The organism is Clostridia bacterium (assembly GCA_017554615.1).
Lineage (GTDB): Bacteria > Bacillota > Clostridia > UMGS1840 > HGM11507 > SIG450.
The window spans coordinates 28583-44587 of the sequence record JAFZHY010000010.1; the positions used below are offsets into that span (position 1 = coordinate 28583).

The window sequence follows — 16005 nt, forward strand, 5'->3', positions numbered from 1 at the left end:
TTGGTTTTTTAATTATTCAGTAATATTGTAACCTGATGCAGCACCGTATACTACATATTCTTCCCCTGCATTTTCAGGATTTTTGATATCTTCGTATATAGCATATGGTCTGATATAATACTGTTTTTGTAATCTTAAATTGTGGAATAATACTCCGTATGCATAGAAGTCTGTAAGAGCGATTGCTCCCTGAACTTGTTCATCACAATTACCTATTGTAGCATTTGATGAAGACGAAGAGAATACAACGCCGTATTCTTTAATTCTGTAACCTGGGTATGTTGAAAGTCTTGTTGCAAGTGCTGCGTATGGAGTTGTAATGCTAAGTCTGCCTTCCTGGCTCTTTACTGTTATAGGGTCGCCAGCAGTTGCTACGCCTGAGAATGGACTTGTATATTCGATTGCTAACTTAGTAAAGTCAACTTCTTCATAGTTCTGGTAATCGTCATATGTAAGTCTTGTGTCATTGTTAAGCATTGTAACTTTATCCATAGAATATACACTCTGTAAATATTCGTGGTTATCGTATACTTTATTTACAATAACAAATCTGTCTGCAGATTTACATCCTTCATATCCGTCAATTGTCTGAGTTGCATAGATTTTATGAACACCGTCTGCTAAAGTAGCAGTATATTCAAATTTATTTGTTGTTGGATCTAATGGAGCATTATATGGAACGTTGTCTATATAAATTGTAACTTTAGTTGCTCCAAGCTGGTAGATACCTGAAATTTTAACCTGATTTTCATCAGTTTCTTTATCTGGTTTAGGATCTATAAGAATAGGAGCATTTGCTCTTGCGTTATTTATAGTTCCTGTATATCTTTCTGATAACTGTGCTTTAAATAATGATCTTGGGTTAACTGCACCTGTAACTGATTCTTTGTATGAATCACCTACGATAGATGTATTATTAGATGTTGCAAAGTTAGCAGCAGTAGGACCTACTTCCTGTCCGTTTGAGCCTACATATTTGTATGCAGCCTGATATGTTGCAATGTTTGCAGCTTTAGCAGAAGATGCAGCTGTGTCTGTATAATTTCCCCAGATACCAACTGCAAAGTTCTGATATGTTAGCGGTGGTTTATGAGAAATAATTGTAGATGCAAGTGAATTCCATACTACACAACCAACAGCAGACCATCCGTGAGATGCATCTGTACCATAGTAACCACGGTTTGCTACAGCAATCATACCGTAAGATGAGTTAGGTACCTGATAAACATTATCATAAAGAACCCCTGTTGACCACGCATAGTGAGTTTCAGAAGCAAAGTTAGCACTGTCTGCAATATTATCAACATATGCTATAGGACCTGTTATTGTTTTACTTGTAGCATAGTCATGTCTTGCGTCGTTAGAATAACAACCTGTGAATAATATCTGCTGAGTAGCCTTGTTGTTACCACCTGTAACATGGAAAGGATATCTTCTGTCCCCTGCCATTTTGGAAATAGGTTCTAAAGATGAGCAGTTTCTTACTGTTATCTGTTTTGAACCTTCATATAAGTCAACTACACTGTAGTAGAAATGTTTACCTGTTACATCTCTTACGAATACATTTTCAGCATATTTAACTTCGATTGCTGATTTAGCATGAGCTTCGTCAGTAGGTGTTCCGTTATAGTAAGATTCAAATCTCATATTTTCCACACCGATATCTGTTGCCTGTACTACAGTAGGTTGATGTGCTCTTATATATGTAGGTGTTAAACTTGTATTAATTGGAACATAGAAAGGAAAATCAACTGTAATCTGTGTTCCGTCAATAGCAGTTATAGTTCTTTCAGTATAGATTGTAAATTCAGGAACATAATATGTACCGTTATTGATATATTGTCCGTCCCATGAAGCATCTCCGCCATTATTGTTCTTAATTCCTGACATACCTAATGCTTCTGACCATGCTTCAGTAGAAGGCTGGGTTATAGTGATTTTCTGCCCAACTGATAATTTAGCTGCATTTGCAGCGCTTAGATTAAAAGTTCTGCTTCCTGATTTAACATAACTATCTGTTATATAATAATCTGCGGCTATATCATTTTGCCATGCACCAAGAATACTGATCATAACATATGATGCTGCATTATTAGCATAAAGAACTGTACCTGTAGGGCCCTGACCTTCACCGGAAAGCACAACCCCGCTCTTAAGATTAATTGTTGAGCCTATATAATATCTTCCTGCCTTAAGTTTTACAACACGCATCTTACCGTCCTGCTTATATAACTGAGTAGCAGTATCAATCGCAGCCTGAATATTTGCAGTATCATCTAACTGGTTGCCTCTTGCCTGAACAGTTGCTGCCACATCAAGGTTTTCAGTAACAGGAAGTTCATATTCTCCACCATAAAAACCTGCATAAGAGAAGTCAGACATTTTATCTCCCTGGCTGTTATATGTTTTATACTGAAGTTTTCCGTCAACAGGTTTTACAATATCTGCATCCACTGGTGCCTGCTGTGCAGGTGCTATAAATTCTACATCTGGAATTTCTGGTTCAAATTCGCCAGGATAAACTTCCATTTTATCTATATATGCTTCACCAACGATTGTTGAGTCAAATACTACCTGAACTCTCATTGAAGTTGCATTTGCAGGAACTGTTACCATACTCCATCCTGGATACCATCCACCTTTTGGTGATGGAGCGAAAGACATAACCCCAACCTGAGTTGAACCGTTAAAATATTTTACATAAACTGTTAGTTTACCACTTAAAATATTAAAATATCCGCTTACAGTGTAAGACTGTCCACCTGTTACGTTGATTGCAGGCGATCCAATACCGTACGCGCCACTTTCAGAAGTGTCAACTAAATATACACTGCTGTTTCCGTCATATGCTTCTTCATTTGTTACATATGCAGTATTTGCGTTTGCAGCACCAAAATATGCCCAATCACCAAGTCTGGAAGCAACATTCTCAAAAGAATACTCGTATATTGGAGTTGCAGCAGCCATTACACCCCCAAACGGTAAAGTTGATAAGATTAGTGCCAGTGTTAAAATTAAACAAAAAAATCTTTTCATGGTTTTCCTCCATACTGATTTATTAAGAAACTGTTTCGCATATTTGAAGTTTGCGCGGCCGCCTCTTTCGCCCTGATATTTATAAAGATTAAATTGAAAGTTATTGTCGGAATTTTCCGACCTTACATATAATGCCGAATATGGCAAAAATACGCGTTTATCCTAAATAAAAAACGCGTTCAAGTTAAGATTAGCACAAAATTTTTCAAAAATCAAGCATTTTTTGTAATAAATGTATAAATCTTGTTTGTATTTTGTAAAATTTTAGTTAAATATTTACTGAAAATAAAATTTCTGCCTTTCATATGCCCCTGTAAGATATGCTAATATAACACCAAAATTAGTTATAGGAATTCTTTTTTCTTTAACCGTTTTTATTCTTGATTCCATTGCTTTTTTAGTTATCATACAGCCTCCGCAATGAATAATAAGAGAGTATTTTTCTAAATCTTCGGGGAAAGAAAAGCCTGATGAAAATTCAAAGTTAATTTCTTTTCCTGTTTTCTTTTTTAATAGATTTGGAATTTTAACTCTTGCAATATCCTCGTGAGAAGTGTTATGAGTACATACCTCGCTTATTAAAACAAAGTCTCCGTCTTTAAGGCTGTCTATCGCTTGTGCACTTTTAAATAAGGTTTCAAAATCTCCCTTTTGTCTTGCAAGAAGCATTGAAAAGGATGTAAGCCTTAAATTTTTTGGCACAATTTCATTAACTTTTTTAAATGCTTGTGAATCGGTAATAACAAGCTCAGCCTTTATTTTATTTAAAAGATTTTCTAAATTATTTTCGTTGCATATATGGCAGTACGCACCAATATCAAGGCAACTTCTTATAGTCTGCACCTGAGGAAGTATAAGTCTTCCCTCCGGCGCTTCTGAATCAACAGGAATAACCAGCACTATATTATCATCTTTATTTACAAGTCCTGAAAGTAGTCCGTCTTCCTTTTTTTCCTCTTTAAGTTTAAGTATGAGAACTTCTTTTAATTTATCAACGCTTTCTTCATCAAATGATGAAACAAAATAAGCATTTTTAAATTTTGTTATTGCATCCTGCTTTTCGCAACTATCTAATAAATCTGATTTAGAGATAACGGTTAAAAACTCAGTATTATTTTTTTCTAAATTTTCTTTTAGGGTTTTATAAGTTTTCTCATTATAGTTTTTAAAGTCAACAACTATTATACCAAAGTCCACCTGATTTAAAATGTCATATGTTTTTTTGTTTCTTTCCTTGCCTAAAGTGGTAGTATCATTTGTACCTGCAGTGTCAATAAACACAACTGGGCCAAAACCAATAAGTTCCATCGCTTTTTTTACTGGATCTGTCGTTGTTCCTTCCTGGTCAGAAACTACTGCAAGGGGCTGATTTATAATTTTATTAAATAGTTGAGATTTTCCCGAATTGGTATCTCCGAAAATACCTATATGTTTTCTTAATGAATTTGGAGTATTGTTCATAAAACCACCTGTTTACTGTTTTTATACTATGTAACCGTAAATACCAGCACATCTCTTATTGTTTTTCTGTACTTGGCAGGGCTTACATTTTCCTGTTTATTAAAATATCTGCTAAAATAATGAATATCATTAAAACCCACTTTATAAGCAATCTCCCCTATCGAATAATCGCTTATTGATAAAAGTTCCTTTGCTTTTTCTATTCTTAAGTTATTTAAATATTTAATAGGCGAAAGTCCAAAGTTTTTTGAAAATTCCCTGCATAAGTGAGATTGGGATACTAAGAACATATCAGCCAGGTCTATGAGAGACACTTTTTTAGAATAGTTAAAATCAATATACGCCTTTATCTTAGATGCTAAAGAAGAATGACGCTCATAAGAAACAAGCATTTTTTCTTCGTCTTCTTCCATAAGGCTTTTCTGACGGGTAAGATATATTATTATCTGTGATATAAAGTTTTCAACGCTTTTTTTATAATAAGGCCTAAGTTCCTTACACTCGTCAATTATTTTTAAAATAAGGTTTTTTATTTTATTATCCTCTTCGTAGTGAATTACCCCTATTGTACGCGCTATCGCATCAATTTCTTCATCAAGAATGTCAAACTTTATTTCATAAGTGGTAATATTACTTGTGTTAAGGTCAACTCCGTGTTTAACATTAGGCTCTATAAACACAACATCCCCTTTTTTAACATTTAAAAGGTCTTCTTTGATTATAACATTCCCCTCGCCTGACGCAATGTACATAAGCTGATAAAAATTATGAGAATGAACATTTGTATTATTAGTCTGCTTCTCATATTTGTATTTTATTACCACATATGTTTTTATGTTTTGTTTTTCCATTCTTTATCACCACCGATAAAAAAATATTTTGATAAGCAAATTTTAGCATAACAATTTTAATATGACAATAGTATAAATGTCAAAAATGTGCAAATATTAAATTTGTAATAAAAAAATATAAAAAAAGGTTGACAAAGATTTATATATTTGTTATAATCAGTTCTGCTGATATGGAGAGGTGTCCGAGTGGTTTAAGGAGCTGGTCTTGAAAACCAGTGACACGAAAGTGCCAAGAGTTCGAATCTCTTCCTCTCTGCCAGATAAATGTGATGGGCAGGTTTTTTAACCTGTCCACTACAATTTAATAAACAATTTTTTTCGGTTATGGAGAAGTACTCAAGAGGCCGAAGAGGCGCCCCTGCTAAGGGTGTAGGTCGGGAAACCGGCGCGAGGGTTCAAATCCCTCCTTCTCCGCCATAATTAAAAGCCTTGATATGACAGTAAAACACAGTTGTATCAAGGCTTTTAATTGTTTTTCCAAGCAACAAATAATTTCATAAAATATCATAAAAATACATATTATTCGGTGTCAAATTTGGTGTCAAAATAAAAAATAATATAACTTTGAAAAGTAGAGTGTAAAAAAGGATGCAATTTTTCTTGCATCCTTTTAAATTTATTTGTTTTTTTCCTGACTATCAACATTATTGATAAACCAAACTCTTATATGTTGCGAATCAGGCATATCATGAAGAGGACTCATAGTATTTACATACTTTTCTCTTTCCTTTTTGCTAAGTATAGTTTTCCCGAGTTGTTTCTTATATTCCGAATAACCTTTAAAGGTATAGAAAATTTCATCTTGATATTTTCTACCATTATGAAGATTAAGCATTTGTTTAAAAATCTTTGTCTGCTTATCTCCTAAAGGTTTGAGTTTCTCAAGATATTCCTGACCCTTTTTAGTTGAATATGCACCAAACATAAGTGTTTTTGTTTTATCCCCAGCTGTAGTAATAGGAAATCTCAACTGCCCCTTATTCGTATACGAGCCTCCTGCAGATATATCCTTAACCCCTTTATATGTTCTTGCAATTTGTTTGCCACCATACGGAAGTAAATAGGAAGCAGCAAAATCAACAATATCATCTTCTTCGATAGTTCCTGCAATTGTTTTCGCAACCATATTTGTTATTTGTTCCAAACCAAATACGCCTACTCCATATCTCGAAGGGTCATCATCGCCGAATATTTCGCCTCTTAGCTCCTCATCAGGAATGACTGCAGAAGCAATTACACTTGCATAAGGCATTGAAGACATAATTCCTCCACTCGCACGAAGCGTCGCCTGACCAATATTCTTATGAATTGGTTCGTCATCTTTAAACTTATCTATCATATCTGATATTATATCTACAATGTCAGGAATAACTTTATCACCAAAAACCAATTCGGCGAGAGAATTAAGCGCCCATGCAGATGCAGAATAAAGCAAAAATGCAATTAAATCTCCTTGTTTGCCTTTTTCTTTCATTATCTCCCATGTGTTTGCTACCTCAACCTGGAACGGTGCTATTGCCTGGATAACTTTACTCTTTTGCATAAGAGGAAGTTCGCCAATTCCTCTACCTGCTACAGAACGTCTTGTTGTCCTGTCAGCATAGAGAACAGGGTTTTCAAGTTTTTTTCTAACTCCCTCAGAGTAAGCAGAATACCATATATAAGTTGTTGCCGCTTTATCCCCTGCAGTAAGCATTAAATTACAAAGTTTCGCAGGTGTGTATTTAATGCCTTTTTTAAATTTAGAAAAAACGTCATCAAGATATCTTTCTTTTAAAAATACACTTTGATTTATAATGTTGTTTCCACTCTTTATATCAAGGACCATAGTTTTAATACCATTTCCCCAGTCTAATGGATTCTTGATATACATTGCAGCATTTGGAAGATTGAATACTTGAACAACTGCAGTTCTCAAATTACCAACAATAGCATTTGCCCTGGCTCTGCCTCCTACCCATCCAACAACATTCATTATTTTTCTTGATAATTTATTCTGAACACTTCTATCTGAGGCATTGGTTTTACCTGCCAAGTCATTTGTCCACTCTATAAGGAATTGAATATATCCGTTAGCATTTTTTGTTAAAGTTGTATCTTTTATAAAAGAATTGATAACTTTTCTCATATGTCCTATAAATGGTTCTATATTAATTTTATATTCTGCATTTGGAATATAATTTAAAATCGCACCAACACCGTCAGCCTTATAATTTTTATCGCCTTGTCTATGTTGTAATGCTCCCCACCATTTGGTTAAAGGTTTTGTATTTTCAGAAATTTTAATTAAATCAGGAGATATTTGAATATCAGTTTTTAATATATTCATTAGGGATGATACACCCCCACCTTGTTCCTGAAAATGTCTATAATAATCCTTTCTTGGTCTCAAACGCCTATTTGTGTATAAATTATCTATTCTTTCTTCAAGTTCTTTAATCTTTTCATTGGCTTTTTTCCTGGTTTCTTTATCAAGGCTATCCTTCTTTTCATTAAGAGTGTCAATAGATTTTTGTAATTTTTCAACATCTTTCTCTACATTAGGATATATTTGTTTTAAAACTGTGTTAATTTCGTCTATGTAATCGTTATACATTTTGCGAAGCAACTTATCCGCCTTAACAATATCTTCCCATTTTTCAGGAAATTCCGTCTTTAAATCCTGAAGAGTATAAGAAACAGGGGTACCTTTCTTTTGTGGTTTCACTCCTTCTCCATACCACTGAACTGCTGCAGACTCTTTTGAACCCATTTTAATACCTAAATCCTTAACTATCGTATTATAAACATAGTTAACTTTATCCTTAAGCCTGTCAACATAATCTCCTTTAGCATCTTCCAAAGGTCTTTCAATTAAGTTGCCAAGCCAATTTCTTACCACTTTGGATTTATTTGAAACCATATCATTATTTCTATATATATCCTTGCCGTCAAAAGTCATTCCCAATTGATTACCTTTTATAAACTGTGCAGGAACTGTTTGGAAGTTCTCAAGAGTGTAACTATCAATATCGGGAACATCCTCAAAAAGTTCTATGTATTCGGTTGTATCAATGATATTATTACTTTTTTTGTCCACCATGTTTAAAATCTTTTCAACAGTGTCAATATCCTTATCATTCTTGAAATTTTCAATTTCTTTATTTAGTTTTGAATTATAATCATTCATTTCAAGTTCGGTAAGTTCGCTGTAAGGTCTTCCTGATTTTAATTCAATATATTTATGTTTCTGCTTGTTAGTAATTTTATCTGAACCTTTTCTTACCTCATTTTCAAAGTTAGAGATAAAATATTCATCAAAAGCAGACTTTAAAATACCTTCAAAATATTCTCGTGTCAAACCTTCCTTTTCTCCAGCTTCAATTACAGACATATTTTCCTTTGATATAGATTTTATAACATCAGAAATTTCTCTTAACTGGTCTGCAGAGTTTATAACTTCATCTGAAAATACATCTGGGTATGAATTACATAATTCCTGATAAAAATCATCTATTCCCCTACCCTCATTATGATTAAGTAACAATCTACCCATATTGGCCCTTCTAAAACTTTCTGCTTCCGGAAAGTCTCTTCTTACCTCTTCGGAAAAATGAAGTTTTGTTGTTTTAATAAGTTCTTTTAATTCTTTATACTCATTATATATACTGTCGTCAACAACCTTTGAATTTTTTTCAAGGAGATTAAATAAGGAACTTGTTATAACGTCAGAAGGAGTGTTTCCCTGCTCCACTTTCTTAAGTGCAGAATTTATTAAAGATTTCAATTCGGTTCTTTGGTTAACCGGGATAGAAAACTCTTTAAAAATCTTTTGCGATACCTTATGTCTTATATCTTCAATTTTAGAAACACTGTCGTTTCGGGAAATAAGCATCGTTCTATTTTGTGCTTCGAATTTCTCAACCGTTTTAGATTCTGATGTGCCAGAATCTTTTGTTATGGAATATTTTTTTGTATCTTGCATAGAATTATTATTGACAATAGGTTTCTTATGTGGTATATTGTCTTCAAGAGAGGTTTGGCCGTATTTTACAGGATAGTTTTTCAACTCGTCCTGATAGCCAACCTCTCTTATATTATTTAAATCATAAAAATAATCTTTGCCATTTTTGCTTTTTCTTACGACAACCGTTCCTCCATACACTATTCCCGTATTATCTAAACAAAAATGGGTTTCATAATAATCCCATCCATTAGATGCGTCATATCCAGCATGATTTTTTATTTTTCCATCTACTATTAAATCCTTTGAATGTTTTTTATTTCTCCCTATTTTCACTATATCGCTCAATATTTCTATCGCAGTTAACTTTTCACTGTATCTTTCTACTTTTTCTCCTGGATATAAATATTTGCCAATTTGGTCAATATTTACAACGTCCTTACTTTCTAAAATAGTAATTTCTTTATCTTTGAGATTATCTACAAAAAATTTTTTTATAGCCTCTTTGTGCGAATTAAAACTACTTGCATTTATCAGTTTTTTATCAAGGAAAACTATATCACCAAAGCCTTTAATATTATGGATAGAATATCTAATATAATCCTTACCTTTTACAACATCATTATCCCCTGCAAGTTCTCTGAACTTTCTTGCCATTTTCATAGCATAGGCTTTTTCACTGTTTCCGCTTAATTTATGGATTATTTCTTCAAAGAATTCCATAATATCACGGAACACCGCTTTTATACCTGTATCTTTATTGGCCAGGCGTTTTAAAGCGGCAGGTTCAGAGTTTATAAGATACTCACTTATCTTACCTGCAATTTCATAATCTATCGCTTCATTAAATTCTTCTTTTGAAAGATTGCTATATACTTCTTTATAATCTTTTTCCAGTTGGGTTCTGAATTCTTTTTCATCAGCATAATTATTTTCAATAAGAAATTCCTGATAGGCATTTGACTTTAAGAGACTCTTACGATATGCGCCATATCCTTTTTTGTTTTCTACAAAGTGAGTAAGTTCATGCACAACAGCATAATCAAGCGCTTTTTTATGTGCAGGATTTAACACTATTTTTTTGTTTCGGGCATCATAGAATCCTGCAATTTCTACAGGAAGAGTTACATCATATTCAAATGCAAGGCCTGTCTTATCTGATATGGCAGCGATAATAGAATTTGCTCGGGAATTTTCTTTTCTTTTAGTTTCTAAATAATTCCTTATAGTAGTCTCAGCATTACCTTTAATTTCAACGCCTGAATAGATTTCAAAAATTTCCGGATTTGCTATTAATGCTTTAATGTTAGTTTCAGAAATAACTGCACCGCCCATTACTCTGGAGAGCGAAGATATAATCTTTCTTGTTTCGGTATCGTTTTGAGAATTTTGCATATAACTATTATTGACAGTATTATCAGGTTGTGATAAACTGTTATTAATAGGAGTATTTGCAGTGGGCGTTTTGGACGTTTCTTCAGGAGTTATACTATTGGAGACCTGCGATACTCCATTTTTATTTATATAAGCACTCACTATTCTTAAAGTTTTGTTTTTTGTCTCTGGAACTGCCTGTACAACATAAAAAGTACCATTTATTTTTTTTGAATAAATTACTGTGTCAGCCAATCTTGTATTACCATTCTCATCTATAGTTGTAAAGGCACTGGATTTTCCACCATACTCAATATTATCAAAGTTATTAAGAACATATTGAATTCGTTCAAAATCTGATATATCTGCCATACTTTTATCGGCAAGACCGTCTTTCCCATGCCTTTTGATAATATGTTCAACAATATTCTTATCTAATGACACTTTATAATTTTCCACATTTAAATTAAGTAATTCTTTTATTTTTCCAACTGCCCTACTCGTTACATTTTCTAAGTAAATTCTTTTTCCAGCAGTACCCTGAATAACATTATTTATAAATTCTCTTATACGAGGATTTCCATATTCTACATAATCCTTTATAACAGTTTGCATATCGTATGGATATTCAGATATATCCTTAGATAATTCTACGGATGTTGAATTATTCTCTGCAGTTGTTTCGTTTAATTTGAAAATATTAACTCCGTCTTTTATAGCATTTTTTGCAAGTTTTCCTAAAGTTTCAGAGGATATATCTTTTATATCTTTTTCCTCTATTTGTGAGGCAAGACGGATATTTTCTTCCACACCGCTTGTTTTAGCATAATCCACTGCTTTTTTAATAACTTCTCCCGAGAACGACAAATCTTTTATAGTATTTCCCATATCTTTGTTATTTACCGTTTCTGCAATTTTGTTTGCAGTGCCAAAAGTTGCCGCTTTTACTCCGCCTGAGAAGATACCTATAACCATACCTGCTTTAAAGCTGTCATTCATCATACCGAGTTCTTCTTTTGTATAATGGGAGAAATCAAGACTTTTTTCAAAGATTTCAAAAACATTTAAAATTTTGCCTTGTTTTGCATATTTGGAAGATGTTATTTCCATTCCTGACTGAAGCCATTCTTCCGAGCCTTCGCCAAATGAATTTAAAAACAGTTTGCCGACATTTTTTGCAGATTCTACTGCAATTTTTGCACCTTTTTCCGACATGCCTCTTTTTACAAGTCCTTTAACTATTTTTGACGCAGTGTCTTTAACAGGTTCTTCTATAACTTCTTTACCTGTTTTGGTTATAACATTTTTAACTGCTTTTCCGCCTTTCCACAATTTGCTAAGTCCCCACTCAAGACCGAATTCAACAAGACCTGATGCAACAGCAGTATTATTTGCAAGAACTTTTGCATCATTTATATCAAGCTTATTTTCCTGAAGGTTTTTAACATATTCCTGACCTGCAGTTTGTTCATACATATAAAGTCCGCTTGTTGCAGCAGAGCCTATTCTGACACCTTCTACAACGTTGCCGACTGCATAACCTATAAGTCCGCCGACAATTGCACCAGGTATTTGTGCAATTGTCTGATTGATAAACTGAGGCGCATATCCGGATATGGATGCAACGCTTTGTTTGAATTCGGAATTTTCATTATTAAATGTTGCTTTACTGTTATTTACAATGTTATCCTGAAGTTTTTGATATACTTCGACTGCTTCCATATCGTCCGTTTTATTTGCAAATGCTTTATAACCTGCTTTGCCTATTCTTTCATTTATGTCGCCTGTTCTGTAGTTACCTGCTATCCATCCGCCCAAGTTATCATTATATGTATTATCATAATGTTTTTCGGCATATTTATATGCATCTGATTTACTTTGATGCAATTGGATTTGACCTGTTGTTTCTTTTGATTTTTCTCTGTATTCAGGAATAACATATCCTCTATGACTGTGTGGATTTTGTTTTCCTGCCCATTTATAATAATCATTCAGTTTGTCAAATTTAAAGGCAAGAGACCTGTTTTCCTCTATTCCCGACTGAAAGTCTATGCTTCCGTCTTCATTAAGATTAACACCTTTTGTATGCTTTGCAAGTTCAATAAGTATATTTCCGTATTCTTTTGCAATACTTTCTGCCTGTTCTTTGGTTATATCCACTTCATTGTAAGGCTTTGACAATCCTCTTTCCCTGAATGCTCTCGGATTATTTGATTTTGTTTGAGAACTTAAGAAACTATCAAGTTTTTGCCCTACTTCTTTTTCCTGTTCGGTATAGTATTCAAAACTGCCAAATTCGGGAAGAGAGGGATTATACGCTCTTTTTTGGTTATATTCATCTCTTTTTTTATCCTCATTGGCTTTTATTATAAACTGTTTCTGATATGCCACATTGTTTCTCGGGCCTTGTGTTATATCAAAATTTACATCAGTTGTTTTCGGCACTGTTACCAAAGCAGGAGAATTTTTACCCTGCACACCTAAATTATTAAACTTTGACTTTGATTCCTTATTTTCAATTATAGTTTTTTTCTTTTTATCCCAGTCGTAAATTTCATTTTTTTTAGCTCTTTCAACAAAAACATTAGCCATCAAAATCACCTTTATTCTTCTTTATTTTTGCCTTCTATTTTAAGAATCTGTTCATTAATATTTTTAACATACTCTTTAATCTTTTCATCAGCCTCTTTAGATGTATAACCTGATTCAATTAAAGCATCTTTAATATATCTTATGGTAGGGCCATGATTTATTTTATCACGTGCAGCATATATAGGATTAGTGTTTTCATCCCATCCATTATAGAAATAACCATCTCCATTTATATTCTCTGGGGAATAGAGCCAATGAGAAATATCTGTATCGATACGGCTTTTAAGCAGTTGTTTATTAACAGTTTCATTTCCCGAGCCACTTCCACCTGAATTCTTTGGCATAAAACTTTGTTTATATATATTTTCGTTAAAAGTCTTTCCGTCTTCAGTTACTATTCCAAGGTCTAAGTATGGATTGTAATTTCCCGCTGATGCGGCAAGTTGTGCTTTTGTTAATGTATTTGCTTCATTATCTTTATTTACTTGATATTCCCACTGCTTGTTGTTTTGTTCAACATTGTAGTCCCATTGTTTTTTCTGCCAGTCCATATTATCGTTATACTGTTTTTCTCCAAATTTAAGGTTTAGAAGTTGTAGAAATTCTGCAGGTTTATTTTGCATCAAACTACTATAATACTGTGCAATTTGCTGTGCACCCTGTTGCTTAACATTTTCTATCTGACTATCCAGGTCATAAACAGCATTATTTTTTGCCTCCATAAGAGATTTTAGTTGTTGACTGTATTCAGAAGTTATGTTAGAAACAGCAGTCTCTCCTGCTCCATTTCCATACAGTCCGAGTTTTGCCATTGTTTCGGGCAAATCTCTTAAGTTGTTATCTTTATCCTTTACAAGAGATTTATAAGCATCTTTATAACTGTTTTCAATATTTCTCCTGTTCTTGTTCAAAGAAGATACTGTACCCTCAACCTGCTGATTTACTAAATTTTTGTATGCATCATATCCGTCATTATGCATACTGTTAATTTTTTGTAACGTGTTTTCCCCATAAAATTCTTCTTTAGGCTCTGTCGCGGGGACAGAGCCTAAAGATGAGGTAACAGGTTTATAATTCAAAGAACTATCCTTTAGTTTATTAGCACCAACAATCAAATTACTTTGCTTCTTTTTATTATTTTCAGGTCCATAAGCATTAAATGTTGTCATAATTTCAACACCCTTTCATTACTAACTGTTAACATATTCTTTAAGTTTCACATTTTTTTCTATTTGTGCTTTCATTTCTACCAAAGCATTATCTATCATCTTCGAGAAAAGAGAAAATGGCAGTATTTTCGAAACAAAAGGGAATGCATATATAAATTCATCATATACTTGTCTTAATTTAAGTTGTCCCATTTTTGAGCCTAAATTCTTTTCCGCCTCAATAACTGCATAAAGCAACCATTCTTTTATATTTTTTCTTTCGTTTATTACGAAAAAGATAATACCAACTAGAGATAAAATTATTAAAATAATATTATGTAATTTATTCATTTTCTTTCCTACTTCCTTGTATCTTTATTTTTGCAAGTTGCCATAACTCCACAGTTGTAAAACCAAACCATGCACCAATTAAAGCAACAGGTTCTGAATTTGTTTTTTTAAATAAATATAAAACTCCAATTGTAAAGCAAGTGTTTGCTATTATTACAAACGCTACAACCAGTTTGGAAAATAAACCTTTTTTCATTTTAAAAACACCCCTGCTATATATCCGCCTATTGCCGCTATAATTGAGGTAAGAAGGCTAGTTATTACCAGTTCCCAGCGTTTGCCCGGTTTTGATTTAATTTCTTCAATATCATCTGTGTTCTTAGTTATTGAATTTTTCATATTTTCAAAGTCGTGTGTATGCTGGCAAGGTGGAGTCTGATGTGTTTTTTCTTCAAGTTTTTCCATCTTTTCGTTCATCTTATCAGTGCTTTCTTTTAATGAGTGAATTGCTTCTGTAAGAGAATATATGCTATTGACAACTTCCTTCATTTCATCAATTCTTTTATGCGCTGATTTAAGGCTGCTTTCAATTTCACCTAACTTATGCATTACTTCATTTTCCATTTTCAGTACCCCTCTTTACTTATTCGCAAGTTTATGGAAAACCCAGTATAATTTACTGTTTTTCTTTTTTTCAATGTCTAAAAGATTTATAAATTCCTTTTCATTTTCCACACTGTCAAAACTTATTCCATATTTCCATTTAAGAGCATAGTCTATATCATTGGCCGAAGAAATATTGTTTAACATAGTTTTAAACTCCTTCCATAATTCATCATTTTCAACAAATGGCGCGGGACAGTTTTTCCCGGTAACATCATAATGTCTTATAACATTCTCTGCAGAAATACCATATTGTTTCATCAGTTCTTTTGTAAACAAAACAGCATTTAAAACAGTCTCACGTTTAAAATAATAATTACCAAAATTAACATTCCCTATTTTTTTATCATTCCTTAAATTACCGTTATATCGAGAACACATCTCAATTCCTATACTGTTAGAATTTCTGCATTTATTATGCTTATATACTTTGCTTCCACAGTGCCATGCAGTATCCTTTTCTTCTACTGACTTACATATTTCTTTTTCATCTACAAAATAATGCGCAGAAGATGAAAGGTTGGGAGTATTGGAATAATAGTCTATATTATCTTTGGCAGTATCACCGTTATTTGCTGTATAATGGATAACTATGTATTTTATTTTCTCGCTTCTTCCCTTTTTGAAATTTGTATGATTAGCCTCT

At 33.1% G+C, this 16005-nt stretch carries 9 protein-coding genes and 2 tRNA genes; 2 read left to right on the top strand and 9 right to left on the bottom strand.

Features of this window, described 5'->3' with window-relative positions:
- Positions 1-12 precede the first annotated feature (12 nt).
- The 3 genes from IKZ35_02200 to IKZ35_02210 all read right to left on the bottom strand — a co-directional run bounded on the left by IKZ35_02200 (position 13) and on the right by IKZ35_02210 (position 5348).
- Entirely contained in the window at positions 13-3036 is a 3024-nt protein-coding gene (locus tag IKZ35_02200; protein MBR4892776.1) for a hypothetical protein, read from the bottom strand.
- 276 nt (positions 3037-3312) lie between these two features.
- Positions 3313-4497, bottom strand: a complete 1185-nt coding sequence (hydF, locus tag IKZ35_02205) for a [FeFe] hydrogenase H-cluster maturation GTPase HydF (GenBank protein MBR4892777.1) — start codon at positions 4495-4497, stop codon at positions 3313-3315.
- Positions 4498-4523: 26 nt separating this feature from the next.
- On the bottom strand, positions 4524-5348 hold the full coding sequence (locus tag IKZ35_02210; protein MBR4892778.1) for a helix-turn-helix domain-containing protein: 825 nt from the start codon (positions 5346-5348) through the stop codon (positions 4524-4526).
- Between the two features lie 172 nt (positions 5349-5520).
- Between IKZ35_02210 and IKZ35_02215 the strand changes: the two genes are divergently transcribed.
- Positions 5521-5607 (top strand) — tRNA-Ser (locus IKZ35_02215).
- 67 nt (positions 5608-5674) lie between these two features.
- Positions 5675-5765: transfer RNA gene (locus IKZ35_02220), tRNA-Ser, on the top strand.
- Between the two features lie 199 nt (positions 5766-5964).
- Here IKZ35_02220 and IKZ35_02225 read toward each other — a convergent pair.
- From IKZ35_02225 to IKZ35_02250, 6 genes are all read right to left on the bottom strand, one after another.
- Positions 5965-13257: a hypothetical protein gene (locus IKZ35_02225; GenBank protein ID MBR4892779.1), complete on the bottom strand. Its 7293-nt coding sequence runs from the start codon at positions 13255-13257 to the stop codon at positions 5965-5967.
- Positions 13258-13268: 11 nt separating this feature from the next.
- Positions 13269-14426: a hypothetical protein gene (locus tag IKZ35_02230; protein ID MBR4892780.1), complete on the bottom strand. Its 1158-nt coding sequence runs from the start codon at positions 14424-14426 to the stop codon at positions 13269-13271.
- A gap of 21 nt (positions 14427-14447) precedes the next feature.
- Positions 14448-14756, bottom strand: coding sequence for a hypothetical protein (locus IKZ35_02235; GenBank protein ID MBR4892781.1), 309 nt, complete (start codon positions 14754-14756; stop codon positions 14448-14450).
- Positions 14749-14952, bottom strand: a complete 204-nt coding sequence (locus IKZ35_02240) for a hypothetical protein (GenBank protein ID MBR4892782.1) — start codon at positions 14950-14952, stop codon at positions 14749-14751. The genes IKZ35_02235 and IKZ35_02240 overlap by 8 nt, the downstream gene beginning before the upstream one ends.
- Entirely contained in the window at positions 14949-15320 is a 372-nt protein-coding gene (locus IKZ35_02245; GenBank protein MBR4892783.1) for a hypothetical protein, read from the bottom strand. The genes IKZ35_02240 and IKZ35_02245 overlap by 4 nt, the downstream gene beginning before the upstream one ends.
- Positions 15321-15335: 15 nt before the next feature.
- A partial coding sequence (locus tag IKZ35_02250) for an N-acetylmuramoyl-L-alanine amidase (GenBank protein MBR4892784.1) occupies positions 15336-16005 on the bottom strand: 670 nt, incomplete at its 5' end.

Excerpts from the sequence above, each read along its gene's own strand:
- IKZ35_02200 (MBR4892776.1), bottom strand. The coding sequence starts at position 3,036 with ATGAAAAGATTTTTTTGTTTAATTTTAACACTGGCACTAATCTTATCA.
- hydF (MBR4892777.1), bottom strand. The coding sequence starts at position 4,497 with ATGAACAATACTCCAAATTCATTAAGAAAACATATAGGTATTTTCGGA.
- IKZ35_02210 (MBR4892778.1), bottom strand. The coding sequence starts at position 5,348 with ATGGAAAAACAAAACATAAAAACATATGTGGTAATAAAATACAAATAT.
- IKZ35_02225 (MBR4892779.1), bottom strand. The coding sequence starts at position 13,257 with ATGGCTAATGTTTTTGTTGAAAGAGCTAAAAAAAATGAAATTTACGAC.
- IKZ35_02230 (MBR4892780.1), bottom strand. The coding sequence starts at position 14,426 with ATGACAACATTTAATGCTTATGGACCTGAAAATAATAAAAAGAAGCAA.
- IKZ35_02235 (MBR4892781.1), bottom strand. The coding sequence starts at position 14,756 with ATGAATAAATTACATAATATTATTTTAATAATTTTATCTCTAGTTGGT.
- IKZ35_02240 (MBR4892782.1), bottom strand. The coding sequence starts at position 14,952 with ATGAAAAAAGGTTTATTTTCCAAACTGGTTGTAGCGTTTGTAATAATA.
- IKZ35_02245 (MBR4892783.1), bottom strand. The coding sequence starts at position 15,320 with ATGGAAAATGAAGTAATGCATAAGTTAGGTGAAATTGAAAGCAGCCTT.